The sequence below is a fragment of the Segatella copri genome (genome assembly GCF_003465495.1).
Classification (GTDB): domain Bacteria; phylum Bacteroidota; class Bacteroidia; order Bacteroidales; family Bacteroidaceae; genus Prevotella; species Prevotella copri_G.
This window is the reverse complement of the sequence record NZ_QSAV01000001.1, coordinates 1,817-27,379: the sequence shown is the minus strand read 5'-3', so window position 1 is coordinate 27,379 and position 25,563 is coordinate 1,817. Positions and strand designations below refer to the sequence as shown.

Annotated in this window: 17 protein-coding genes and 1 rRNA gene (1 of these 18 running past the window's edge); 11 read left to right on the top strand and 7 right to left on the bottom strand. The window is 45.7% G+C overall.

Annotation, left to right across the window (positions count from 1 at the left end; translation table 11 throughout):
* Nucleotides 1-9 precede the first annotated feature (9 nt).
* The 5 genes from DWV53_RS00110 to DWV53_RS00090 all read left to right on the top strand — a co-directional run bounded on the left by DWV53_RS00110 (nt 10) and on the right by DWV53_RS00090 (nt 7,110).
* Nucleotides 10-1,746, top strand: coding sequence for a RagB/SusD family nutrient uptake outer membrane protein (locus DWV53_RS00110; protein WP_118150790.1), 1,737 nt, complete (start codon nt 10-12; stop codon nt 1,744-1,746).
* Nucleotides 1,747-1,809: 63 nt separating this feature from the next.
* The gene (locus DWV53_RS00105; RefSeq protein ID WP_118150788.1) at nt 1,810-3,528 is read left to right on the top strand and encodes a DUF4980 domain-containing protein; all 1,719 of its coding nucleotides are present in this window, start codon (nt 1,810-1,812) and stop codon (nt 3,526-3,528) included.
* A gap of 163 nt (nt 3,529-3,691) precedes the next feature.
* The gene (locus DWV53_RS00100) at nt 3,692-4,843 is read left to right on the top strand and encodes an MFS transporter (protein WP_118085911.1); all 1,152 of its coding nucleotides are present in this window, start codon (nt 3,692-3,694) and stop codon (nt 4,841-4,843) included.
* Between the two features lie 47 nt (nt 4,844-4,890).
* Nucleotides 4,891-5,781 (top strand): carbohydrate kinase family protein, encoded by an 891-nt coding sequence (locus DWV53_RS00095; RefSeq protein ID WP_117586455.1) that lies wholly within the window; start codon nt 4,891-4,893, stop codon nt 5,779-5,781.
* Nucleotides 5,782-6,093: 312 nt separating this feature from the next.
* Nucleotides 6,094-7,110 carry a branched-chain amino acid aminotransferase gene (locus tag DWV53_RS00090; protein WP_006849163.1) on the top strand — a complete coding sequence of 339 codons (1,017 nt, stop codon included), beginning with the start codon at nt 6,094-6,096 and terminating at the stop codon, nt 7,108-7,110.
* A gap of 371 nt (nt 7,111-7,481) precedes the next feature.
* Here the strand turns inward: DWV53_RS00090 and DWV53_RS00085 are convergent, their stop codons facing one another.
* Nucleotides 7,482-9,614, bottom strand: a complete 2,133-nt coding sequence (locus tag DWV53_RS00085) for a glycosyl hydrolase 115 family protein (RefSeq protein WP_118150786.1) — start codon at nt 9,612-9,614, stop codon at nt 7,482-7,484.
* Between the two features lie 169 nt (nt 9,615-9,783).
* On the opposite strand from DWV53_RS00085, the gene DWV53_RS00080 reads away from it, so the two are divergent.
* Nucleotides 9,784-10,884: an Mrp/NBP35 family ATP-binding protein gene (locus DWV53_RS00080; RefSeq protein WP_022120906.1), complete on the top strand. Its 1,101-nt coding sequence runs from the start codon at nt 9,784-9,786 to the stop codon at nt 10,882-10,884.
* Nucleotides 10,885-11,028: 144 nt separating this feature from the next.
* Here DWV53_RS00080 and DWV53_RS00075 read toward each other — a convergent pair whose 3' ends face one another.
* The 5 genes from DWV53_RS00075 to DWV53_RS00055 form a co-directional block, all read right to left on the bottom strand.
* Complete coding sequence (locus DWV53_RS00075) at nt 11,029-12,291, bottom strand: ABC transporter permease (protein ID WP_118150784.1); 1,263 nt, start codon at nt 12,289-12,291, stop codon at nt 11,029-11,031.
* Nucleotides 12,291-13,454 carry an ABC transporter permease gene (locus tag DWV53_RS00070; protein WP_118085908.1) on the bottom strand — a complete coding sequence of 388 codons (1,164 nt, stop codon included), beginning with the start codon at nt 13,452-13,454 and terminating at the stop codon, nt 12,291-12,293. Before DWV53_RS00070 ends, DWV53_RS00075 begins: the two co-directional genes overlap by 1 nt.
* Before the next feature lie 5 nt (nt 13,455-13,459).
* Nucleotides 13,460-14,443: an HlyD family secretion protein gene (locus DWV53_RS00065; protein ID WP_118150782.1), complete on the bottom strand. Its 984-nt coding sequence runs from the start codon at nt 14,441-14,443 to the stop codon at nt 13,460-13,462.
* Nucleotides 14,444-14,477: 34 nt separating this feature from the next.
* On the bottom strand, nt 14,478-15,986 hold the full coding sequence (locus tag DWV53_RS00060) for a TolC family protein (protein ID WP_118150780.1): 1,509 nt from the start codon (nt 15,984-15,986) through the stop codon (nt 14,478-14,480).
* A 165-nt stretch (nt 15,987-16,151) separates the two neighbouring features.
* Entirely contained in the window at nt 16,152-17,051 is a 900-nt protein-coding gene (locus DWV53_RS00055) for a FimB/Mfa2 family fimbrial subunit (protein ID WP_118150778.1), read from the bottom strand.
* Nucleotides 17,052-17,273: 222 nt separating this feature from the next.
* Here DWV53_RS00055 and DWV53_RS00050 point away from each other — a divergent pair, with 222 nt between their 5' ends.
* From DWV53_RS00050 to DWV53_RS00030, 4 genes are all read left to right on the top strand, one after another.
* Nucleotides 17,274-18,065, top strand: coding sequence for a Cof-type HAD-IIB family hydrolase (locus tag DWV53_RS00050; protein ID WP_118150776.1), 792 nt, complete (start codon nt 17,274-17,276; stop codon nt 18,063-18,065).
* A gap of 381 nt (nt 18,066-18,446) precedes the next feature.
* Nucleotides 18,447-21,608, top strand: coding sequence for a SusC/RagA family TonB-linked outer membrane protein (locus DWV53_RS00040; RefSeq protein WP_118150772.1), 3,162 nt, complete (start codon nt 18,447-18,449; stop codon nt 21,606-21,608).
* Between the two features lie 18 nt (nt 21,609-21,626).
* Entirely contained in the window at nt 21,627-23,222 is a 1,596-nt protein-coding gene (locus DWV53_RS00035) for a SusD/RagB family nutrient-binding outer membrane lipoprotein (protein WP_118150770.1), read from the top strand.
* A gap of 28 nt (nt 23,223-23,250) precedes the next feature.
* Nucleotides 23,251-23,832, top strand: coding sequence for a lipid-binding protein (locus DWV53_RS00030; protein WP_118150768.1), 582 nt, complete (start codon nt 23,251-23,253; stop codon nt 23,830-23,832).
* A 484-nt stretch (nt 23,833-24,316) separates the two neighbouring features.
* On the opposite strand, the gene DWV53_RS00020 is transcribed toward DWV53_RS00030, so the two are convergent.
* A complete protein-coding gene (locus tag DWV53_RS00020; protein WP_118150764.1) occupies nt 24,317-24,982 on the bottom strand; it encodes a B3/B4 domain-containing protein in 666 nt (221 codons plus the stop codon).
* A gap of 466 nt (nt 24,983-25,448) precedes the next feature.
* On the opposite strand from DWV53_RS00020, the gene DWV53_RS00015 reads away from it, so the two are divergent.
* A 16S ribosomal RNA gene (locus DWV53_RS00015) occupies nt 25,449-25,563 on the top strand; it runs 1,445 nt beyond the window's last position.

The following is a 25,563-nucleotide window of genomic DNA, read 5'->3' as shown; positions in this document are numbered from 1 at the left end:
AATTCTAAGATGAAAAAGTTATATACAATGGTGCTTGCAGCAGCACTGATAGGAACATTCACCAGTTGTGATGATTTCCTGGATTACACCCCAACAGCTGTGGTTGATGAAGACAAGGCATTCAGCGAGCCAGACAAGATGGTAAACAGTGCCTATGCGATGTTGGGCAACTGTTGGTATTCTTACCCATTCAACCTTTGGCCATATGGTGACCTTTCTTCAGACGATTGCTTGAAGGGTGGCGGTGGTACCGGTGACACCGGTTATCACGATGTGGAGATTTGGAGTACCTTAACCTCTACTAAGGGCGAACTCGACGAGTTATGGTATCGTCTCTATTGTGCCGTTTCCCGTTGCAACCGTGCCTTGGTTTCTTTGCAACAGAATGGTGAGAGCACACTGGGTGCTGAGGTAACCAAGCAGCGTGAGGCTGAGGTTCGCTTCCTCCGTGCTCATTTCTATTTCAAGTTACTTAGCATGTATCGTCAGATTCCTTGGATAGACGAGAAGGTTTATGAGGATAAAACAACAGAGAGCACATCAAACACTCAGTTTACTTACGAGGAATTGTGGCAAAAGGTGATTGCCGACTTCCAGACTGCATACGATGTACTTCCTGCTAAGCAGAAGGATGGCGGTCGTGTCAACAAGATTGCTGCCGCAGGTTATCTGGCCAAATGTTATCTTACCATTGCCTGGGGTGATGGTTATGAGGCAACCAATGGCGTTGACCATATTAATGAGGAGTATATGCAGAAGGTAGTAGATTACACCGATGTTGTGAAGAATTCAGACTATGGTTACATGGCAGACTTCGGCGACATCTTCCTGCCTGACAATAAGAACAGCAAGGAGTCAGTTTTTGCTGTCCAGGCTTCCGACTATAGCGAGGACCATACCACCTTCGGACGTGGCAACTGGTCTAACGTGCTGAATGGCTGTTGGGGTATGTGGTCTTGCGGATGGGATTTCCACAAGCCTTCACAGGACCTGGTGAATGCCTTCAAGACCAAGAACGGACTTCCTGAGTTTGATGACTACAACAAGACTTGTGATTATCCTGTAAACGGTAAGCCTAATAGTCAGAAGTGGGATCCACGTTTGTTCCATACAGTAGGAATGCCTACCTTCCCATATAAATATGAGTCAGAATACACGATGACTACAGCCAACTCTCGTACGCCAAACGTTTACGGTTACTATACCTCTCTGAAGGAAGTTCCACAGCGTTCTAAGGGTGAAACTTTCAATGGCTCTTGGCAGGCGTTTGCCATGAACGACTATGTGCTCCGTTATAGCGACATCATGTTGATGCGTGCTGAGGCTTTGATAGAGTTGGGCCGTCTGGCTGAGGCTCGTACCATCATCAACGATATCCGTCAGAGAGCCAAGAATTCTGTGGATAAGCATATCGATTATGCCAAGGCTCAGTGTGATATTGCCCTTTATCCGGAGTCTTATTTCCAGGATAAGGAGACCGCAAGAAAGTGCCTGCGCTGGGAACGTCGCCTGGAGATGGCGATGGAGAACGGCCGTTTCTTCGACCTGCGCCGCTGGGGCATTGCTTCTGAGACATTGAACAAGTATTTTGCATCAGAGCAGAACGATAAGTATGGAGAGCAAACATACGCTCAATACCTGAAGGATGCCAAGTTCACACCGGGCAAGAACGAGTTCTATCCGGTTCCATATAACCAGCTGTATTACATTCCTGGTCTTTATAAGCAGAACAAGGGATACGAGTAATGGCTTACCGGCATTTTTAAATAATTAGATGTTTTTTAAATGTACTCAATTAATAAATTGACAATGAAAAAGATTTTTGTTTCAGCGCTTGTCGCTCTTTGCGGTTTCACCGCCAGTTATGCCCAGCAGACTTCCTTCTTGAGCAATAATCACTGTCTATATCGCATCAGCCAGGAGAGTCAGAACCAGAAGTGTCTCTTGCTTCCTGTACAGGAGGATGCTGAGATGGCAAATATCAAGGTGATTGCTGACAACAAGCAGGTGAAAGCCTTCAATGTGAAGTTGGCTAAAGACCACGTAGATTATTTCGTACCTCTCTATATGGATGAGTTTGCTGGCTTGAAAGGCCTGGCTCTCGATATCCATGTTAATGGTGATTATAGCAAGGAAGGACTGAATGCCCTCACTTGCTGGAAGGAGATGAAGTTCTCTGATGCTTTCGATATGAAGAATCGCGAACAGTATCGTCCGGATTTCCATCACACTCCTGCTTACGGATGGATGAACGACCCTAACGGTATGTTCTATAAGGATGGTGTATGGAATCTCTATTTCCAGTATAATCCTTACGGATCACAGTGGGAGAATATGACCTGGGGACATTCTACTTCCACCGACCTGGTTCACTGGAAGTTCCAGGGTACTCCTATCCAGCCAGATGCTGTAGGTACCATCTTCAGCGGTTCTGCCGTGGTTGACAAGAACAATACCTCGGGTTTCGGAAAGGATGCTGTGGTTGCACTTTATACTTCTGCTGCAGAAAACCAGACCCAAAGCATGGCTTACAGTACAGATAACGGCAAGACCTTTACAAAATATGAAGGAAATCCTATTATCACCAGTACTGTGCCAGACTTCCGTGACCCACACATGTTCTGGAACGAGGACATCAAGAAGTGGAATATGATTCTGGCTGCCGGTCAGCACATGGAAATCTATTCTTCAGATAACTTGAAGGACTGGAAATACGAAAGCTCTTTTGGTGAGAAGTATGGTAACCACGGCGGTGTTTGGGAATGCCCAGACCTGATGAAGCTGAAGGTTCGTGGCACCGATAAGGAGAAGTGGATGCTCATCTGCAACATCAATCCTGGTGGTCCATCCGGTGGTTCAGCAACCCAGTATTTCGTAGGCGATTTCGATGGTTATAAGTTTACTTGCGAGAGCAAGCCTGAGGTAACCAAGTGGATGGATTACGGAAAGGATCATTATGCTACAGTTACTTTTGATAACGCACCAGAAGGTCGCCGTGTGGCTATCGCCTGGATGAGCAACTGGCAGTATGCTAATCAGGTTCCTACCCAGCAGTACCGTTCAGGCAACTCTATTCCTCGCGATTTAGGTCTCTTCGAGTATAAGGGTGAAACTTATTGCAGCGTGGTTCCATCTCCAGAGATGACTGCGGCAAGAAGCAAGAAGGCTGGCAAGAAACTCACAGAATCTTGCGAGATGGTAGTGAATCTGAAGGGAAATGCTACTATCACTTTGAGCAACGACAAGGGCGAGAAGGTAGTGATGAACTACGATGCCAAGGCAGAAACCTTCTCAATGGATAGAACCAAGAGCGGTAAGGTAGATTTCAGCAAGGACTTCGCTGCAGTCACCAAGGCTCCAACCTATGGCAAGATCAGCCAGCTGCGCATCTTCATTGACAAGAGCAGCATCGAGGCACTGGATGCTGATGGCAAGATGTCCATGACCAATCTCGTGTTCCCAAGCAAGCCTTACAACAAGGTTACTGTAAAGGGAAAGGGTAAGTATCAGGTTTACGACATCAAGTAACCTCATCTGTTAAGAACTGAATCTATAACACTATTGTTTCTAAGAGTGTTACTGATGTAACAATGCAACATAAATGGTAGCCGATGAACGATATTTTATGATATATTGTATCGTTTATCGCTACCTTTGCACCAGCAAAATAGAAACAATAACGCTAACAATTATGAATAAATCATCAAAGTTATCAATCATCCCGGTGATGCTCTGTTTCTTCGCCATGGGATTTGTAGATTTGGTAGGTATTGCCTCCAACTACGTAAAGGAAGATCTCAACCTCAATGATGCAACAGCCAATCTGTTCCCATCGCTGGTATTCTTCTGGTTTCTCATCTTCTCGGTTCCTACGGGAATCCTGATGAATAAGATAGGTAGAAAGAAGACAGTACTCCTGTCTTTGCTCGTTACCGTTATCTCACTCCTTTTGCCCATCTTTGGCGAAAACTTTGAGCTGATGCTCGTGTCGTTCTCATTGCTCGGCATCGGAAATGCCTTGATGCAGACATCCCTGAACCCTCTGGTTTCGGTGGTGACATCAGGTCAGAACCTGGCATCCACATTGACCTTCGGTCAGTTTGTCAAGGCGATAGCTTCCTTCCTGGCTCCATACATCGCTATGTGGGGCGCCATGGCAAGTATTCCTACCTTTGGTTTAGGCTGGAGAATTCTCTTCCCAATCTATATGGTTATCGGAATCGCAGCTACCTTCTTCCTGGCTGGTACACCTATCGAGGAGGAGAAGAACGAGGGTAAGGCTTCCGGCTTTGGCGAGTGCTTCAAGTTGCTCGGCAAACCTATCGTGCTGCTTTCCTTCATCGGTATCATGTGCCATGTAGGCATCGATGTGGGTACCAATACCACAGCTCCTAAAATTTTGATGGAGCGTCTGGGATGGACGCTGAACGAGGCTGCCTTCGCTACATCGCTCTACTTCATCTTCCGTACCATCGGATGTTTCACCGGTACTGTTTTCCTCCGCATGATGAAGACCCGCACTTTCTTCGTTATCAGCGTAGTGATGATGGCTCTAAGTATGATAGGCATGTGGGTAGGCGAGAGCAAGATGATGCTTTATATCGCCATCGCCCTGGTGGGATATGGCAACTCTAACGTGTTCTCCATGATTTTCTCTCAGGCACTTCTAGCTATGCCTGATAAGAAGAACGAGGTGAGTGGACTGATGATTATGGGACTCTTCGGTGGTACCGTCTTCCCTTTGATTATGGGCTTTGCCAGTGATGCTATCGGTCAGGCTGGTGCTGTGGCTGTCATGGCTGTGGGAGTCGCTTATCTCTTCACTTATATCCGCAAGTTATAATATAAATCATCCGCAATCGTTTATATCGTATATAATAAGGTGTAATTATGGAAACAAAGAATTTAAATACAAAATATTGTGTAGGTTTGGGCGAAATCCTCTTTGACGTTCTCCCTAGTGGTTCTCAACTCGGCGGTGCTCCTGCCAACTTTGCTTACCACGCAGGTCAGCATGGTTTGCATTCTGTAGCTGTCAGTGCTGTGGGCAAGGATGCCTTGGGCGAAACAGCCCTTCGCATTCTCGATGAGAAGAAGTTGAAGTATGTAATGCCTGAGGTAGATTATCCTACCGGTACAGTTCAGGTGCAGCTCGACAAGGAGGGCGTTCCTACTTACGATATCAAGCAGGGTGTAGCTTGGGATAATATCCCGTTCACCAGTGATATTAGGGAGATTGCTGTCAATGCTGGAGCTGTATGCTGGGGTTCTCTGGCACAGCGCAGTGAGGTTAGCCGTAAGACCATTTATACGTTCCTCGATCATACTCCAGAGGATTGTCTGAAGATCTTCGACATCAACCTTCGTCAGAACTTCTATACTCCAGAGGTGATTACCGAGAGCTTGAAGCGCTGCAATGTGTTGAAAATCAACGATGAGGAGTTGATTACCATCGGCCGTCTCTTCGGTTATCCAGGTTTGGATATCGAGAACAAGTGCTGGCTGATTCTCGGCAAGTATAATCTCGATATGCTCGTGCTGACCTGCGGTGTAAATGGCAGCTATGTCTTTGCTCCGGGTGTGAAGTCATTCCAGGAGACTCCAAAGGTTGAGGTGGCTGATACAGTAGGTGCAGGCGACAGCTTTACCGGCACATTCTGTGCCAGCATTCTGAAGGGCAAGAGCATTCAGGAGGCTCACGAACTTGCCGTAAAGGTAAGTGCCTACGTTTGTACCCAGAATGGAGCGATGCCTCAGATTCCTGAGGAATACACCCGTTAACCTCGCTTCCCCTATTGGTTATATAGCAATATAAAATGATAGGTTTAAAGAATAGTTGATTTAAAGTTAATGTTAGTTGGTAAGCTGCATCCTGTTCGCGAAGAATGGGTGCAGCTTTTTCATTTTCAGAAATACAATCTCTCAATTAGAATAAAAGAACCCCCTAAAATGGTAAAATGATGCCCCAAAATGGCAGAAATGAATAAAAAGATAACGTTTTCATTAAAAATATTATAAAAGAGTTGCAGATTAGTAGATTATTTTGTATTTTTGCATCTAAAATATTAGTAGAACATTAAAAATATAGATGTTATGAAAGACTTAGATTGGTCTAATTTGTCATTTGGCTATCGCCAGACTGACTACAATGTTCGCTGTTACTATCGCGACGGCAAATGGGGCGAAATAGAAGTTTGCTCTGATGAGTATTTGAAATTGCACATGGCTGCAACCTGTCTGCACTATGGTCAGGAGGCATTCGAGGGCTTGAAGGCTTATCGTTGCCCAGACGGTAAGGTGCGCGTGTTCCGTATGGACGAGAACGCTAAGCGCTTGCAGAGCACATGTCGCGGCATTCTGATGCCAGAGGTGCCTACAGAAATGTTCGAGGAAATGGTGAAGAAGGTGGTTCGCCTCAACCAGGAGTGGATTCCTACCTACGAGAGTGGTGCTACGCTCTATATCCGTCCGCTGCTCATCGGTACAAGTGCTCAGGTGGGTGTCCATCCTTCTAAGGAGTATTGCTTCCTTATCTTCGTAACTCCAGTAGGTCCATACTTCAAGGGTGGATTCTCTACCAACCCATACGTCATCATCCGCGATTTCGACCGCTCTGCTCCTCTCGGAACAGGTATCTATAAGGTTGGTGGCAACTATGCTGCTTCTCTCAGAGCCAACAATATCGCTCACGAGAAGGGTTATGCATGCGAGTTCTATCTCGACGCTAAGGAGAAGAAATACATGGATGAGTGTGGTGCTGCCAACTTCTTCGGAATCAAGAATAATACATACGTTACTCCTAAGAGTACATCTATCCTCCCTTCTATCACCAACAAGAGTCTGATGCAGTTGGCTGAGGACCTCGGTATGAAGGTGGAGCGCCGTCAGATTCCTGAGGATGAGCTGGATACTTTCGAGGAGGCTGGTGCTTGCGGTACTGCTGCCGTAATCAGTCCTATCAGCTACATTGATGACTTGGATACAGGCAAGCGCTACAACTTCGGTGAGAAGCCAGGTCCTGTCTCTAAGCACCTGTATGATACGCTTCGCGGAATCCAGTATGGTACTATTGAGGACAAGCATGGTTGGACAACCGTAGTTATTGAGTAATCAATGACTTCTTTATTGCGTAAAAACCAATATTAGAAATATAATTATGATCAAGGCACTTTGAGGAGTTCACGCTCCTAGGAGTGCTTTTTTTTATGTCTTTTTATGCCTGGGGGGTAACAGAGTTAACTGTTAACAGCTGTTTTTTCGATACTCCCCTCGCGCGTACCTTATTATAATATAATATATATATACTTATTTTTATATGTGTGTGGGGGGAACCATGCATTTTTGGGGTGTTAACTGTTAACCTGTTAACCCCTCGCTCTTTTTTCCCCGTCTCTGTGCTTTGCGGGGCATAAGTCATAGAGATGCGGGGGAAGAAGCTATGAGTTAGGATTCTTAACACATTTCAGCATCATAAAAGCCTCTTATTTTGCAACTGGGAATACGTAATATTCTCTGTCTACATTGTAATCCAGAACCCACTGGTCAATCATCACATTATCGTCTAAAGCCTTGATGGTTACGTTGTGACTGCCGCCAGGCAGCGTAACGTAGAAGCTCTTCAGCGTCTGTCCGCGCCACAGGTCAAACTGCCAGTTCTTTGAGTTGTAAACCTCCTTCAACTGGCAGATTACCGGTTCGCCACGGTCTATGCTCACACTCACCCTCATATCCTTTACAGCGTTTAGGAAGCAAGGAATTGCGGCGATGGTAAAACGCGCATCACCGCTCTTGTCGCAGTAGAAATCATAGCTCAGACTGGCTCCCTTCGGCAATTTCACAGCCTTGCCGCTGTGACCTAACAGCGGACGGACGGTAATCTTCTCGGCTCCTCTAACGGCAGCCTGGGCAAGCGGTGATTCAGTAGCCTTGCTCCATTCGTAGGCATTCTTGGCAATGATGTCGCCGGTAACTACAGAGAGCGGCTTGAGATCGTTGCTGCGGTCGAAGGCATCAGCTTTCAGCCGCTTGATATCGGCAGCTGGGAGTGTGCCCGGAATCTGCGGAGCCTGCATCTCTGCACCGTTGGTAAGGATGAAATCCTTCCATTTGCCGTTTCTGATGCGACTGTAGTAGGCATTGAGCTGCTTCAGTTTGTTGTAAGCATCGATGCTCACAGCCGCTGCAGCCTTCGCCTCATCGTCTTTATTAAACAGTCCCGGACGGGCGATGTGTCTTGCTTCCTGTGCCTCCAGCTCCTTTTCGGCTACTAAGGCAGCCAGGAATATCGGATATTTCACAACCTCGAAGAAACCGTCTTTCTGGTTCTGAGGCAGCATGCGTTCGATGGATTCAGTCTTCGCCTTCAACAGGTCGTATCGGTAGAGGAAACGCTCCAGTTCGTTGCCGAATTCGCCTGAATGAAACTCAGTATCGCCGTAAGGCATCGCCATATAAGCGGAATGGCGGATGCTGGTAAGACGGTAATATTCTTCCATCAGAGGCATGATTTTCTTGCCCGTAATGGCGCCAAAGAAGGCGTTGAGAGTGTTCTGGATATACGTCTTGCAACCCGCTTTCAGGGCATTTTTATTCCACGCCAGGTTCATCATCATGGCTAGCTGGAAGGTTGACTGCTTCGGATTGGTAATGTTGGCTATCCAGGCACAGTCTTCGTCGTTGTGAGCGGCAGAGCGGTGCGATTTTCCGTGCTGGGCATTCTTGCTCTCCAGATAATCCTTGCTGTTGAGCATTTCGAGCAGCAGGCCCGGCGAGAGGTTGCTCATCTCCATCTGTGCATCCGAGCATACCAGCTTCACATTCTCGATGGTTTTGCGGTGTTTCTTCTTGTGCTTCTTGCCCACAAACTCCGTCACCTTGTAGTTTTCCGCCACGCAGATGTCGAAACTGTCTACCACAGCCTTGTTGTAAGCAGCCTCGTGCCTGCCGTCTACCTGCCACAGCGTATTGGCTCTCAGGCGCAGCATCAGACGGGCGATGCGGCTGTAGTTCTGCGGTTTCATCCACTGGCTGTTGTTCAGGGCAAGTCCTCTGAATTCTATTCTCGGAACCTCAATCCACTGCTGGTCTACGGGTGTATAGAGGCTCTTGCGCTGCGCCGGCTGCAGGTCGTTCCATGCCGCCAGAGGCGAAACGCCAGCCAGCTCAGAGAGTTTCATGATGGCGTAAGCCGTTCCGCGGGCGTTGCTTCCGATAACGATGAGTTTCCCTTTCCTCGTACCGATGTAGAAAGCATCCTTTGCGGTGATAATAAGATGCAGCGGCGCACCGAGTTTTTCTACTGCCGAAAACTCCTTGTTGGTGAGCTGGTCGAGCTGGTAAATCTGTATCGGAGCACCTGATTTTTCTTTCGCATCGAATCCTGTTACGGCTTTCATATCGCCCGCAAACTCCTTGAGGGCAATTTTTACTACCGGCGAAATGATAGAGTTGGTGGTATAAGATACTCTGCCGTAGCCGTCGGTCCAATAAACGTTGGGTGCTGCGGCCTGAGTTTCCGTCTTCTTCACTTTGGTTTCGGTCAGCGCGTTGGCATTCAGGCTAGAGAAGCAGGCCAGAGCCAAGGCAACGCCTAATATAATCTTTTTATATTTCATTTTTCTTATGTTTTTGTCTGTTCGGTTGTAGATTCGCTTTTGCTGAAACTACACATTTCTGCATTTTGCAAAGATACATAAAAGTGTTTAATATCTGAAATTATTTAGTTTTTATTTGCTTATTACATTATTTATTGTTACTTTTGCACCAAATAAATAAAAAGAAATGATGACATTATATCCAAAATTGATTGAAGAGGCGCTTGCTACGGTGATTTATCCAGGCACCAAGAAGAACCTCATAGAGAGCGAGATGCTGGCAGATACGCCTAGCATCAATGGTATGAAGGTGAAGGTGGTTCTTCTCTTTCCTCGTGATACGGATCCTTTCCTCAAGAGTACGGTGAAGGCGGCCGAGGCTGCCATCCATTATCATATTTCGAAAGATGTAGAGGTGGAAATCGTTACTGAGTTCAAGTCGGCTCCTCGTCCTGAGGTGGGCAAGATGCTGCCACAGGTGAAGAACGTCATTGCTGTAAGCTCTGGTAAGGGTGGAGTAGGCAAGAGCACCGTTTCTGCCAATCTCGCTATCGCCTTGGCTAAGTTGGGCTACAAGGTGGGTTTGCTCGATACTGATATCTTCGGTCCTTCCATGCCTAAGATGTTCGGTGTGGAGGAGGAGCGTCCTTATTCTGTTCACAAGGACGGCAGAGACCTCATCGAACCTGTCGAGAAATATGGCGTGAAGCTCCTGAGTATCGGTTTCTTCGTAAGTCCTACTACTGCTACTCTGTGGCGCGGCGGAATGGCTTGTTCTGCCCTGAAGCAGCTGATTGCTGATGCTGACTGGGGTGAGTTGGATTACTTTATTCTCGATACGCCTCCTGGCACAAGCGATATTCATCTTACGCTGCTCCAGACGCTTTCCATTACGGGTGCAGTTATCGTAAGTACGCCTCAGCAGGTGGCGCTTGCCGATGCGAGAAAGGGTATTGACATGTATCAGAATGATAAGGTGAATGTGCCTATCCTCGGACTAATCGAGAATATGGCTTACTTTACGCCTGCCGAGCTGCCTGAGAACAAGTATTATATCTTTGGTAAGGAGGGGTGCAAGAACCTCGCCAAGGAAATGAATGTGCCTCTGCTCGCCCAGATTCCTATCGTTCAGAGCATCTGCGAGGGTGGTGATGATGGTGCGCCTGCTGCTACCAAGGTTGATTCCATTACCGGTCAGGCATTCCTCAGCCTTGCCCAAAGCGTAGTAACGGTGGTGAACCGCAGAAATGCCGAGAAGGCTCCAACCAAGATTGTTAGTACACACAAGTAGTAAATATCCTATTTGATAAGGGTATAAAATAAAAAGCTAGGATTGCCCTCAAGCAGTCCTAGCTTTTTTTTATCAGAGGAGTTAACAGGTTAACAGTTAACAGCTGTTTTTTGCATGGTCACCCCCGAAATTATGCATTGTACATTATCTATTCTCCACGATTTCTTCCGCCTCCTCCTCTTCTTCTGCTACTTCGGCAGTAAGGTCTGCCTTGAGTCTTGCCGATCTCAGTTGCTGCCTGAAAACCAGGCAGGTAGCCAGAAAATAGACACCTGTTTGTATCCAGAGTGCTCTGAATTCCGGCAGAATATCTGAAAGTGAAGCACCCATACTGCTGATTCTGAGGAACCCGCGGATGCCGAAAGTGGATGGGAAAACCCACGAAAATCCTTGCCAAAAGCCCGGAATATTGCTCAATGGCCATGAAACTCCCGTCATAAAAAGCAACGGAACGGAGGTAAATACCACCAGAAGCATCACATTTTCACGATATTTTACCAGACACGACAGCATCAGACCGAAGAAAACGCACGAAAGAATGTAAGGAAGGAGGAAACCGAGAATGGTGGTCCACGTTACCATACTTACAAAACTGAACAGCTTGGGAACTACCAGCGTAAGATACATTCCCATCACGGCATAAACCATGAAATAAACCAATGCCTTGCCGAAAACAATGCGGAAAATACCGCCATAATGCTCGCTTACCGGTATGAGTTCGCGGTTTCTGTTGAGTTCTCTTGATGTTCCCGCTGCCATTCCTATGCCCAGCAGCATCGTCTGCTGCAGGATAAGAACCAGCACAGCCGGCAGAATGGCATTTCCGTAACCTCCTGTCGTGTTGAATATCGGAACCTCATCAAAGGCGAGCGGCTCGGTGGTAATCTCATCGTCTCTATCTGTAAATCCTCCAGCCTGTGTTATCTGGATGCTCGAGTTGATGTGGCTGGCTACGGCCTGCGAGGTCTGATAAATCGCTTTATAGGTCAGCATCAGACTCATATCGCAGTAAACTCCCACATGCGCCTGTTCGCCCCGGTTCAGCTTCGTATCGAAGTCGGCAGGGAAGTAAAGGATTCCGTGAACTGCCTGCCTGCGCACCAGTTCCTTCGCCTCGTCCAGACTGTTGCAGTAATAGGTAGCCTTGGCGTCTGGTGAAGCATCATAATCGCGGATAAACTCGCGTGAACTGTGACTGTGGCTCAGGTCCACAATCGCCGTATCCACTTCTCTCACCACCTCGTTGTTGTAGATCCAAGAGTAGAGCAGCGGATAACCCAGCGGCACCAGAATGCAGAAAATGAGCACACCCTCATCGCGGAAAACATTGCGCATTTCCGTCTTCCAGATGTAGCACATGTCCCAGATGCCATTGATAATCTTATATAATAAACTACTTTTCTTCATTACGGTAAGTATTTATATACCAGCATTGCCTTCTTGATGTTCCAGACAGTGAGCATCGGCAGGGCGCAGAACAGCACCATTGCGCCCCAGTGGAGCACAGCATCGCTCATAGGGAAACCATTGAAGATGTTCATCTGGTAAATCATGTAATAGTGGCGCATCGGGAAAAGCTGGCCGATAGACTGGATCGGAGAATCCATCGAGAAGAGCGGATAGGTGGCTCCGCAGATGGAGAAACTCACCACGCCCCACAACGAACAGATACTCATCGACATACGGAGCGAAGGCATCAGTCCGAAGGCAAAGATGCCGAAACACTGGCAGGAGAGTACGCTCAGAATGCCTAACAGGATGATAGGAAGCGCGCCGCCCGGATGTGGAAACTGCAATACATAATAGATGTAGAATTCGAATAGCAGGAAGATACTCAGGAAGATGAGTGTCTGTGGCAGCATCTTACCCGCAATGGCGAGATAAGGATTGTTGCCTGCCATCCGCATCCAGTCTCTTGCTCGGTTGAACTTCAGTTCCGTACCTATAGAATAAGGTGTAATCAGGAAGATGAACAGCATGATGAGTCCCGGCACCATTACGCTCGAAAGATAATAGTTGTAGTTGGCGTATGGGTTGCCTATCATGTGCAGATCTACGGCGATAGGCTGTAGGAAGGTCATGATTTCATCGTTCGTCTTTCCCAGCGCCGAAAGTTTCGCCATTCCTGCCGCCGCACCTCCCAGGGTAGAGATGGTTTTCAGATCGCGGAAGAGCAGGGAGCCGGCTGCCAGCGATACGCTGCTGTAATAGAATGAAATCTTAGGCTGCTTCTGGGCCATCAGGCCTGCCTCTGTTCCGTCAGGAATCAGCAGGAAGGCGTAGATTTCGTTCTTCTGGATAGCATGTCTTGCCTCTGCCATGTTCTCGTAATGAGCCACTACCTTGGTGGTCTGGAAGGCATCGAGCTTATGTACCAGCTGGCGCGATGTGGCGGAGTTGTCCTGATCTACTATGCCCACAGGCATGTCGGTAGGCACTCCTCCCTTCATCAGCGTGGTGAAGAAAATTACCACCACGATGGGGAAGATGACCATGCAGAAGAGATAAATGGGGTTCTTCCACATGATGCCGCATTCTCTGAGGGCTATATGATATAATTTCTTAAACATAGATGTTATTTAATGATGAGTGACATTCCCGGGCGCAATCCCTCAATCTTTGTGATAGGACGGGCCTTCACCTCGAATGTCTTGCGGTCGTAGTCGCCATTATCCTTGGTTGCCTTCCAGGTAGCGTAAGAGCCCTGGTCTTTCAGGTAGTAAACCTTCATCTTGATGTCCTTGTTGAAGGCAGGAACGTAAGCGGTGAACTCATCGCCCTTGTTCAGCCCCTTGAGATGGTCTTCGCGAACATTGAAGGTTCCCCACATATCGCTCATGATAGAGATGCTCATGATAGGAGAGCCGAGGCCTACCAGCTCGCCTACCTTAGGATAGACATTGCTAACCTCGCCCTCGCACTGGGCAATCTGAACGGTCTCTTTCAGAAGATTCTTCACTACATCCACAGCGCTCTTCGAAGCCTGGGTGTTGTTGGCAGCCATGCGCTTCTCCTGTTCGCGGGCGCCATTCTTCGCCATATCGTACTGACTTCTGGCAGCAGCCACCTGAGCCTCTGTAGCCTTGTAGGCTGCGTAAGCCTCATCGCGTTTCTGACCGCTGATTACACCCTCGTTGAAGAGGTTCTGCATGCGGTCGTAGGTCTTCTTGGCGATGGTTGCGGCAGCTTCAGCCTGCTGAACCAACTGGTAAGCGCCCTGAATCTGCTCCTTGCGTGCACCTGCATCCGTCAGGTCCTTCATCGCCTCGGCTGCAGCGTTGGTAGCCTGGAGCATCTGTTCCTGCGATTTCATTTCCGGCACTTCGAGGATGGCGAGCGTATCGCCCACATGAACGTAATCGCCTTCCTGAACGCGGAGTTCTACTACGCGTCCCGGCAGTTTGCAGGACACTCTGTATTCTGATACTTCTACCTCGCCCTGAATGGTGTCATCCTTCTGTTCCAGGGTGAAGAAACCGATGACGCCTACGAGAATGACTACTGCTGTAAAACCGATTACAGCGAGCAATATGTTGTTATGCTGTGATTTCTTAGACATTTTGCTTAATCTGAATTTAAATTTGTTATTATTATTACTGCAGGATACCGAGCGCCTTGTTCAGCCCAACCTGAGTCAGCTTCACGTCGATTTCTGCATCAATCTTCTGGCTCTGTGCTTTCTGCCAGGCAGTCTGTGCAGCCATCACGTCGGTAACCTCCATCACGCCTTCCTTGAAACCGATGTTGGCGCATCTCAGGTTCTCATCTGCACTGGCGATGTTCTTCATTGCCATGTTGAGCTTCTTCTGGGCTTCCTTTACCTTAAACTGGCTTTGAGTAATCTGCAGATGAATCTTCTCTCTCGTATCATCCAGGTTCATTTGGGCGATATTGCTGGCAGCCTTGGCGGCTCTCACCTTGTAGGCGCCGTCGAACCAGTTCCATACCGGAACATGAACCATCACGCCTACGTTCCAGACTCCGGTAAACTTCTTCTGGAAACCATTGAATACGTTCGGGTTCGAAATCATGTAGCCGCCTGTCAGCATGACGTGAGGCAGATTGATGGCGCGAACCATTTTGGTAGCTTCTTTAGAGATGTCGAGCGCATTCTGCAGCATGCGGAGTTCCGGCCGGGTGTTCAGCGCCGAATCCTGTGCTGCCACTTTCTGCTGCTCGGTGTCAACAGGAGTTCCTGATAAAGCCAGGGATTCCTTATCTTCATCGGCAAGTGTGATTTCCTGGTTCATCGGAATGCCGCAGAGCTGGCAGAGCAGCATCTTCGACAGGGCGAGTCCGTCTTCTGCTTGGGTAATCTGCATCTCAGCCTCGTTCACTTTCACGTCTACCTTCAGTCCGTCTGCCTTGGTGGCTACTCCCTGCTGAATCATCTTATGAACATCCTCGTTCAGTTTCTTTACGAGGTCGCGGTAACTGATGGCGAGTTTCTGCTTCTGCTTCAGCGAAACGGCGAGCCAGTAAGCCTGGTCAATGCTGTAGAGCGTGCTCTGGGTCTGCTGGTCGAGATCATTCTCTGCAATCTGCTCTCCGATGTCGGCAATCTTGTTGGCTGCAATGATGGCTCCACCCATATAGATAGGTTGGCGAACCATCACGCTTCCAGCCCAGATATTGCGGGTGTCGGTGCGGAAAGCATCTACCAGTTTCTCTCCCAGCGCATTGCCTTGCTGCTGCAGGGGTCCCAGTTTCTCATTCAGCAGTCCGCCTATCTGCTGCGCTATCTCCGGGGTAATCATTCCCTGACTTACAAGTTGGCTCATCAGATTGCTGGCTCCTCCCGATATTCCTCCGGTAACGGTAGAGCCGATATTGCTGAATGTTGATTTCTGACCGTCGTTCAGCAGCGAAATCTCCCTGCTGAACCATTCGTAACCGCCTAAAGCATCTACTTTAGGAAGATATTTGGTACGTGCCGATTTCTTCATGTTGTACGCCACGTCTTTCTTGAGCTTCGAGGCATTGAGCTGCTTGTTGTTGCGCAGCGCCATGGCACGGCAACTGTCAAGGCTCAGCGTTTGTGCCTGAGCCCCAGCAGGAATCAATGCTCCCATCAGCATGATAAGAGTTATATATTTTTTCATCCTTTGTTTATAATATTATATAATATTGGATGCAAAATTATGGAATTATTCTTAAATGACAAAGAAATTTTGTTTATCAAATCTTTAAGAATCAAAAATTATATTGCATTATGGAAAAATAGAACATACCTTCTGGTTTTCCGTAATCCCTTAATCGTCTGTTTCTTAGAAATTCACCCGTTCTGTCTCGCCCCAGGTAGGGTCTACGGTAATGCTTATTCCACCACCCGTACTGTCGTCTCCGCCACCGAATCCGTCAGCAATGGAAATCTCGGTATAGGTTGTTTGGTTCTGATGGATTTTCAAATCGGCTTTTTCAAAACTCTTTACCACCTTTGCATCGGCATCCAGAAAGCTGATACTCATCTTGATGTTCTTCTCTTCTTCATGTGGGAAGGTGTAGACGGTAAAGTCTCTGCCGCCATCTTTCATACTGAAATTCTCGGTCTGACGGCTGTTCACGCAGCCGAATCCGGTGGTTGCATCCAGGGTGCTGCTGCCGCCGGTATAATAGAACTTGATGCTCCTGATTTCTTCGGGAATGGTTTCGTCGGTAATATGTAACTTGAAGGCGCCAACTGCTCGCTTCAGGTTGATGTCGGAGGTGGCTCCATCTGCCGTTACGCTCAACCTGCCGTAATAATAAAAGGTGTCGGTAAGCTTGTTGCTCGTAAACTTCACCTTTTCGGGTGCGCTGATAGAGCAGTTTCCCTTTCCGTTATGGGCAATCACCACCAGTCGGTATTCTCCTTCGTCCAGACTTACATAGGCTGTTCCGAAACCGTTGTCGGTAGATTGCTGGTTAATTGACTCCAGTTTGTCTTCTCCATCAAAGATGGCAAGTGTCAGTCTGGAGCACACATCGCCCAGGGCAATCTGCTTGTCGGCAGCTTTGGTTGTCAGCAGACTTATGCCTTCTATTTTCTGCACATGGATAGTTACATTGGCGTTTGCCTCATGTGATTTTCCGGTTGTTTCGTCAATCGAAAACTTCTCGCATGAAGTAAGCGTCGCTACGAGCATCAGCAACAGGGATGCCAGTAACCGATAGGACTTCTTACTCATAACCGTTCTTATTTACTAGTTGCTCTATGCGTTATCTCGGAGTTTCCTCGGGCATAAAGATGTGGCAAATATACGTTTTTTCTCCTTTTGATGCAAGTAAAATCTAATAAATCTTTATATTTTTTGTCATTTATCTGTTTTTTCGTAATTTTGCATCGGTTTTTCTGTACTTACAGAGCCGATTTTGCATTATATATATAATAAGGTATAGAAGATATTGGTATGGATAAGAAGATAAAAGCATTGTTTTTCGATATTGACGGCACCCTGGTGAGTTTCAAAACCCACAAGATTCCGCAGAGTACGGTAGATGCCTTGGAGCAGGCTAAGAAGAACGGGGTAGAGGTGTATATTTCTACCGGTCGTCCGCAGCTCCTCATTACTAACCTCGGTCAGATAGAACATCTCATCGACGGTTACATCACCACCAATGGAGCCCGCTGTTTTGTAGGCGATAAGGTGGTGAGCCAGCACGCCATCCTTCCTGAAGATGTAAAGAAGATTATCGAGGCAGCCGACCGTGATGATTATCCGGCAATCGTCGTAGGAGAGCATCATCTCGCTATCCATCATTATACTGACGAGGTTTATGAAATTTTTGCCAAGGGACTGGGGGTGGATTGTGAAATCTTCCTGACCGATGTGAATGAACTGGGAGATGAGCAGGTACTGCAGGTTACTCCTTTCTGTTCGGTAGAGCAGGAGGCGCTCCTGATGCCTACGCTCCGCAACTGCACCTCGGGCAGATGGCATCCTGCCTTTACGGATATTACGGCAGCCGATGCGGATAAGGGCAAGGGCTTGCATGCAATGGCTGATTATCTAGGTTTGAACATAGATGAAACCATGGCTTTCGGCGATGGCGGCAATGATATTTCCATCGTCCGGGAGGCAGGCATCGGTGTTGCGATGGGCAATGCGGGAGATAATCTCAAGCAGGTAGCCGATTACATTACGACTCATGTGGATGAAGATGGTGTTAAGAATGCGCTCCTCCATTTTGGCGTGATTTAAGTTCCCGGCGTTATTGACTTTTTTTCATAACTCCCTATATATAATAAGGTGTAATCCTGATGAAGCCTTTTTTGATAGGCGAGTTTCATTTTAATAAAATAATAAAGGCAAACATGTTATTTATTGTAATAAATGGCGTGTTTGCCTTTCTGTTTTTAAACCTCCCTTTTGTACCTAGTTTCTTCTTATTATTTACATTTTGTGAGAATAAATACCGAAAATACTTGCGAAAAGTAATAGAATATACGAAAAATATACATAAAGTACTATAAAGTTTATATTTTGTATCAAATTGTTTGCTAAAAAATTGTTTAATTAGCAAAAAGTATGTATCTTTGCACCCGATATTTGTAAGTTGTTTAATTTTTAAGAGAGAGAATTATGGTAAAAAGATTGACCATGCTCATGGGGGGGCTCGTTCTTTCAACAGGAATGGCTCTCGCTCAAACTACTGTTACAGGTAAGGTTGTTTCTCAGGAAGATGGTGAGCCGGTGATTGGCGCATCTGTAAGAATTGTAGGAACTAAGACTGGAACAGCGACTGATGTCGATGGTAATTTTACGCTTCCTAATGCCAGCAAGGATGCTGTCTTGGAAATCAGTTACCTCGGCATGCAGACTAAAACAATGAAAGCATCTGCTAAGATGAAGATTATTTTGGCTTCTGATGCAAGAAATCTTGACGAGGTAGTTGTTACTGCCTTGGGTATGAAACGTTCAGAGAAAACTTTGGGTTATGCTGCCAGTACAGCCAACGCTTCTGAGTTGACTGTTGCTAAGTCTGGTTCCCTGATGAGTGGTCTTCAGGGTAAGATGGCTGGTGTGCAGATTTCTGGTGGTGGTGTTACAGGTACCTCTCAGAAAGTCGTAATTCGTGGTATTTCTTCTGTTTCCAGCAACAACCCATTGTATATTGTTGATGGTGTGCCTATCAACAATGACCGTTTGGGTGATAACTCTGTTGACTTTGGTAGTGGTGCAGGCGACATTAACCCAGAGGATATTGAATCGGTAACTGTATTGAAGGGTGCTTCTGCTACTGCTCTTTATGGTTCCCGTGCAGCCAATGGTGTTATCATGATTACTACAAAGAAGCCACAGGGTAACAAGAAGGCTTCTATCACTTACGATGGTTCTTTGACATTTACTGATGTGCTCCGTGTGCCAATGACTCAGAATCTCTTTGGTCAAGGTTGGGGTTCCTGGTCTAATGAGGAGAATGGTTCTTGGGGACCTCGCCTTGATGGTCGTGAGCACTGGTATGGTTCCACCGGTCTTTCTAACGGCGAGACTTTAACCAAGCCTTTTTCTTATGTTAAGAACAATATCCGTGACTTCTATCAGGTAGGTAAGGAATGGAACAACAACGTATCTCTCCGCTATGGTGATGAGAAAGTAGGTATTGTTGCATCTTACGGTAATGTAAGTTCTAATGGTATTACTCCTAATGATGGTGATACATATCATCGTAATACCTTCTCACTCCGTGGTTACGCCAATATCGACAGATTCCATCTGGACATGTCCCTGAACTATGTTCGCAAGGATATGCGCCGTTCTCGTGATATGTATATGGAGTTGCTTCAGGGTGCTTCTGATGTTCGTTTCACCGATATGAAGGATTACAACCTTGAGCGTAATAATGTAGATAACTACTATACATTGTATGCTACCAACCCATATTATATGGTAGATAACTTCTATTCTACTTATCAGGACGACCGTATTTATGGTAAGCTGGAGTTGTCATACGATATTACCAAGGATATCAAGGTAATTGGCCGTTTCGGTGGTGATTATACCAATTATAAGACCGAGCGCATCGAACCACGTATTATTTATACCGAAGGTTCTTATCAGGCAACTGGTAATGGTACAACTGTAGGTAACCAGGGTTACTATTCTAAGTATCGTTCTCAGCGTGGACAGATTGATGCCAGCCTCTTATTGACCGGTAATCATACTTTCGGTGATTTCTCGGTAGGTGCAACCTTAGGTTGGAACTTGAACCAGAGAAACTATGATAATGTAGGTGGTTATAATGAGCAGTTGGATATTCCAGGTTGGAATTCCTTGAGTAATACATCTTCCTATTCGATTACTGATACTGACTCATGGAATAGAAGATTATTGGGTCTCTTGGGACAGGTTGAATTGGGTTATAAGGATTGGGCTTTCCTGAACCTTTCTGCCCGTAACGACTGGTCTTCTACTCTTCCTATGGGTGATAACAGCTTCTTCTATGGCGGTGCCAATGTGTCTGTGCTTCTGAATCAGGCTATTCCTGCTTTGAAGAATGTCAAGCAAATCGACTTGTTGAAGGTTCGTGCAGCTATAGGTCAGACAGGTAATGATGCTGATGTATATATGACTAATTCATATTATCGTCCATTCCAGTCTTATTATACATATTTGCCAATTTCCGGTGTTTCTGGTTTGACAGAGTATAACCGTTTGCCAAATAAGTCATTGAAGCCTGAGATTACAACTGAGTATGAGCTTGGTTTGAGCGGTACATTCTTTGGCAACCGTTTGAGTTTCGATGTGGCTTACTATGATCGTACAACCAAGAATCAGATTATCTCAGCTACTTTGGCTCCTGAGACAGGTTATACTTCTAACACCCGTAATGTAGGTAAACTTCAGAACAAGGGTATTGAGGCGATGGTTAATTTTACTCCTATCCGTACTAAGGATTGGGAGTGGAGTGTAGGTGCTACATACGCTAAGAACTGGAGTAAGGTGAAGGAACTTTGGGATGGTCTTGATGAATATACCATTCCTGTAGGTACTACAAGTACTGGTTTGTATTCTTCTATGCGTGGTGTATCTTACGTATTGAAGGTTGGTGAGCCTATCGGTATCTTCAAGTTGCCAGCAACACAGAAGGTAACAGATAAAAACAGTCCATATTATGGTTATAGAATCGTAAATGGTAATGGTTTCTTGCAGTCTAGTACTACAGATTATGATTATCTCGGTTCTTCTCAGCCAGATTTCGTAATGGGCTTCACCACACATCTGAAGTGGAAGAACTTGAGTCTTGCTGCAACGGGCGACTGGCATAAGGGTGGATTGATGTATTCTGAGACATCTTATATTACTCACTTCAATGGTAACTCTACAGAGACCGTATTCAATGAGCGTGATGCTTTTGTTTATCCTCATTCTGTAAAGATTGTTGGTGGAGAGTATGTCGAGAATAATATTCCAGTTGCTTCCAACTATATGAATTATGTTCAGGGTAACTATAGCTACAACCCGGAGGTGCGTCGTGATTTCGTTGTAAGCCGTTCTTACTTCAAACTCCGTGAGTTGGCTTTGACATACGATTTCCCTAAGACAATCACAAGTGCATTGAAGATGCAGAAGTTGTCTTTGAGTCTCGTTGGCCACAACTTGTTGCTCATCACTCCAAAGCATCAGAATTATATCGACCCAGAGTCTTCTAACTTTGGTAATGATATCAGCTCTGAGTTTGGTGAAACTATGGGTTCTGTGTCAACTCGCAACTATGGTATTAACTTGAAGGTTGTATTTTAATTAAAGGAGATTTCTTATATGAAAAGATATAAATTTTTAAGCGCAGCATTGCTGGGAGCCCTCTTGACAATGGGCACTGTTACTTCTTGTAGCGATTCCGGTTATTTGGATATCAACTACAACCCAAACTATCCTTCTACAGCTTCCTACAAGCAGTTGCTTCCGGCTGCCGAAGGTTCTATCGTAGCTGTCAGTGGTCTTTATCAGCAAATTACTGGTGACTTTTGGTGCCAGTATGTAACACAGGGTAATAGTACAAACCAGTATAATACATTGTCTAATTATGCTGTAACAACATCAGGTTCTATTCCTCCTGTTACTACGATTTGGCAGAATACATATGCCAACAGTTTGGAAGATTTAAAGCTGGCTTTGGCTTCTGCTGAAGAAAGTAAGGCTTGGAACTATTGGATGGTTGCCAAGATTCTTCAGGCCTATAATTTCTTGGTATTGACTGATACTTATGGTGATATTCCGTTTACAGGTGCTCTTGATGTCGAAAACAATCCACATGCTGCATTTGATGATAGCAAAACCGTAGTATATCCGGGTATTCTGGAGATGCTGGATGCTGCCATTGCCAAACTCGATGATGCAACAGCTGCAGAAAAAGCTTCACCTTTAGGAACTGCTGACTGTTTCTTGGGAGGCAGTATGGATAGCTGGGCAGGCTTTGCAAAGAGTTTGAAGTTGAAGATGTATCTCAAAGACTTCGACGCTCATAAATCTGATATTCAGGCTTTACTTAGTGCAGGTGGTCTTTTGGAGCAGGATTGTGCTTGGGTAAATTGGGAAGATGGCGCTAATAAGGGTAATCCTCTTTATGAATTTAATATCCGTCAGTTGAATACTACTGAGAATATTCGTGCTTGTCATACTTTCTTGGAGTATCTTTTGGATAAGAAGGATCCTCGTATCATCAAGTTGTATGAGGTAACTGCTAATGCCAAAAAAACTCTCGGCTATTCTTCTGATGAGGAACTGGTTGCTCACATGGATGAATGCTACGAGGGCCTTCCTTGCGGAGATAAGCCAACTACTGATGAAACTACAGAGGGTGGTATTGCAATCTCTAAGTCTTCTCGTATGAAACAGGCTTATGATGATGCTGTCTATCTGATGAACGAGGCTGAATGCGAATTGATGATTGCTGAGGCTTATGCTCGTTTGGGTAATGCTGAAAAGGCTGAGGAATATTATAATAAGGGTGTTCTTGCCGGCTTCAGCCGTTGGGGATTTGATGGTACAGCATTCGTTGATGGTGCTTACAAGTTCGATAAGGCTGATATGCTTCATAGTATCGCCATGCAGTATTGGGTAACTTATGCTGGAGCGAATGCTTATGATGGCTGGATGACCCGTAACCGTTTGGGTATTCCTGAGGTGCAGGCTAATATTACTGTTCGTAAATCAACAACTGCTTTGCAGCGTGAATTGTCTGATGGTTATGTGTTAGGCAATTTGGTTGATCCAGGTGCTAGCAATATGAATGCCGGTGAGTATCCTATGCGATTGCTTTATCCTACAGCTACTACATTGTATAACTCTGCTGCTGCCAAGTATGTAGAAGAGAATGGAAACTCGCTGACCAAGAAACTTTGGTGGGAGAAGTAATGATTATTAATGTAATAAACGAAAAGTCATGAAGAAAATATTATATTTTTTGAGCTTTGTTTTCGTAGCATTGTTTACTGCATGCTCTGAGGGAGACGATTTCGATATCGATTATACTCCTATTGCTCCTGTTGGTGGTGAGTATAGAATCAATGTGGAGAGAGGTTATGATGCTTCTAAGACAGATGCAGAGTATTGGGCTTCTAATCCAACAGATGCTGAATTCATCTTTAAGACTGATGGTACAGGAACCACTTCGGGTGTTCTCTATGCCTATCTCAGCAATACTACCGATTATGATAAGGATAAGGCATGGATTCGTGTAGGCTCAACTGCCTCTAAGGCAGCTTACGCCATCAATGCTAAGGTATCTATTGATATGAGTGCTTATACTTTTGGTGGTGAGAATGTGGATGATTTCATTGGTAACTCTGCTACAGCTACCGACAAGGTAACTGTTAGCGGTAAGTGTGGTCACAATACTTATACTACTGTATCTGGTACTGTGACAGATGAAATCAGTTTCACCTATTCCCGTTCTGACCAGCCTGGATATCATTACAGAGTAACAGGCTTTAAGTCTACTGGTTGGGCTGAGGATAACAAGTAATATACTTTTGCTATACATGAATTATTCCTAGATGATGTTTCTAATGATATTGTCTAGGAATAATATTAAAGATATAAGGCAAAGTGATTTGCCTCGTTGTTGACAAAGTCAACACTTATATCTCTCTCGTCTTGGGGACTGGCGGTGGCCAGTCCCCTTTTTGAATTTATAAGAGAGATTTCTTGGTTAATGAGGGTGTGTCATAAGTCTGGATAATTGTTGGTGCATAACAGTTGACTACCGCATGCACAACAGCTGTTGTGCATGCGCATATCAGCTGTTATGCAAGCGCACAACAGCTGTTGTGCGACCGAAGATGCTGACTGTCTCAACAACATATCCTATCTCTTCCAACAACTTATCCTATCTCTTCCAACAACTTATTCTATCTCTTCCAGCAACTTATCCTATCTCTTCCTGCAACATAACCTATATTTACTAACGACACGAAGAGGGTGAATCATAAACTTATGACACATCCTCTTTATTTGTAGATGAAGTAGCTGCCTCCATCACTCTGGCAATACTTCTTCAGAAGTTCGATGATGAATTCGGCATTCTCGCGGACGTGCTGTTCGTCTCCGTCATATCCGTTGATGAGAACCACCAGATGGGTGGTGTCAATACTCATTTTGGTTCGCTCGTTGTCGCTGGTTGGAGTTCCTACACCACCAGTCTTGTCTCTGTAAACAGGCAGACCTTCAATATTAATCATGCCTCTGCCGATGCCTTCGTATGGTTCGCCGGCTTTGCCTACGCCCAGGGTCAGGGTATCGCCTTCAAACTTGTCTGCATCAAATCCGCCGATGCTGTAGCCGTATGCAATGCTCGCCAGGTTCACAAGATCCACCAGCGTATCTCTCTGGTAGAGTTCCTTGCCCTGCAGCATTCTGCGGATAAGGGCTTCTGATGCAGGACGGTAGCGAGATGGATCCTTGCCGCAGGCACGGTACACCTTTCGGGTGGCGGCAATTCCACTCATCTCTTTCAGCGATTCCGTGGTCAGCGTCTGTCTGTATTTCTCACCGAGGGCATTGATTTCATCCCAAAGTTCCTGACAATAAGGGGTGTTTACCACATTGGCTTCCACGCATGCTCCCACAAAGGTGGGACATACCGATTCGATTTCTTCTGATACAATAATTTTCATGATGAATTTCCGTTTTCTGTTAAACCTAACTGATTGATAGGGCAAAAGTACGAAGAAATATTGGAATAGCCAAAAGTTTAGTCTATTTATATATATAATAAGGTGTGAAAAAGATTTAAATGTTTATAACTGTTAAATATTTGACTAAAATGAAACATTTTTGCGAAAAGATTTGGTGGAATGAAAAATAGTTAGTACTTTTGCACTCGCTTTTGAGAAATCAAGCATTACTCAAAGCAATAAAGAAAGAGTTCTTTGAAAGATTTTTCATAAACAGACAAGTAGTACAAGAAGCGGTTAACTTCTTAGAAATAAGAAAGTTGACTGGGTAAAAAGAAACGAACCGTCAAGTAATTGACAAGTCAGGTTTACTAAGCTTCAATAAACGAAAAGAATATTCGTCCTAAGTACAGACAACAAACACTTCGCTAGACTTTCGGGTATAGCAAAGTAAAAATGATATTTTACAATGGAGAGTTTGATCCTGGCTCAGGATGAACGCTAGCTACAGGCTTAACACATGCAAGTCGAGGGGAAACGACATCGAAAGCTTGCTTTTGATGGGCGTCGACCGGCGCACG

What these genes read in the sequence shown, in the direction of transcription:
- DWV53_RS00110 (WP_118150790.1), top strand. Translation starts at nt 10, where the DNA reads ATGAAAAAGTTATATACAATGGTGCTTGCAGCAGCACTGATAGGAACA.
- DWV53_RS00105 (WP_118150788.1), top strand. Translation starts at nt 1,810, where the DNA reads ATGAAAAAGATTTTTGTTTCAGCGCTTGTCGCTCTTTGCGGTTTCACC.
- DWV53_RS00100 (WP_118085911.1), top strand. Translation starts at nt 3,692, where the DNA reads ATGAATAAATCATCAAAGTTATCAATCATCCCGGTGATGCTCTGTTTC.
- DWV53_RS00095 (WP_117586455.1), top strand. Translation starts at nt 4,891, where the DNA reads ATGGAAACAAAGAATTTAAATACAAAATATTGTGTAGGTTTGGGCGAA.
- DWV53_RS00090 (WP_006849163.1), top strand. Translation starts at nt 6,094, where the DNA reads ATGAAAGACTTAGATTGGTCTAATTTGTCATTTGGCTATCGCCAGACT.
- DWV53_RS00085 (WP_118150786.1), bottom strand. Translation starts at nt 9,614, where the DNA reads ATGAAATATAAAAAGATTATATTAGGCGTTGCCTTGGCTCTGGCCTGC.
- DWV53_RS00080 (WP_022120906.1), top strand. Translation starts at nt 9,784, where the DNA reads ATGACATTATATCCAAAATTGATTGAAGAGGCGCTTGCTACGGTGATT.
- DWV53_RS00075 (WP_118150784.1), bottom strand. Translation starts at nt 12,291, where the DNA reads ATGAAGAAAAGTAGTTTATTATATAAGATTATCAATGGCATCTGGGAC.
- DWV53_RS00070 (WP_118085908.1), bottom strand. Translation starts at nt 13,454, where the DNA reads ATGTTTAAGAAATTATATCATATAGCCCTCAGAGAATGCGGCATCATG.
- DWV53_RS00065 (WP_118150782.1), bottom strand. Translation starts at nt 14,443, where the DNA reads ATGTCTAAGAAATCACAGCATAACAACATATTGCTCGCTGTAATCGGT.
- DWV53_RS00060 (WP_118150780.1), bottom strand. Translation starts at nt 15,986, where the DNA reads ATGAAAAAATATATAACTCTTATCATGCTGATGGGAGCATTGATTCCT.
- DWV53_RS00055 (WP_118150778.1), bottom strand. Translation starts at nt 17,051, where the DNA reads ATGAGTAAGAAGTCCTATCGGTTACTGGCATCCCTGTTGCTGATGCTC.
- DWV53_RS00050 (WP_118150776.1), top strand. Translation starts at nt 17,274, where the DNA reads ATGGATAAGAAGATAAAAGCATTGTTTTTCGATATTGACGGCACCCTG.
- DWV53_RS00040 (WP_118150772.1), top strand. Translation starts at nt 18,447, where the DNA reads ATGGTAAAAAGATTGACCATGCTCATGGGGGGGCTCGTTCTTTCAACA.
- DWV53_RS00035 (WP_118150770.1), top strand. Translation starts at nt 21,627, where the DNA reads ATGAAAAGATATAAATTTTTAAGCGCAGCATTGCTGGGAGCCCTCTTG.
- DWV53_RS00030 (WP_118150768.1), top strand. Translation starts at nt 23,251, where the DNA reads ATGAAGAAAATATTATATTTTTTGAGCTTTGTTTTCGTAGCATTGTTT.
- DWV53_RS00020 (WP_118150764.1), bottom strand. Translation starts at nt 24,982, where the DNA reads ATGAAAATTATTGTATCAGAAGAAATCGAATCGGTATGTCCCACCTTT.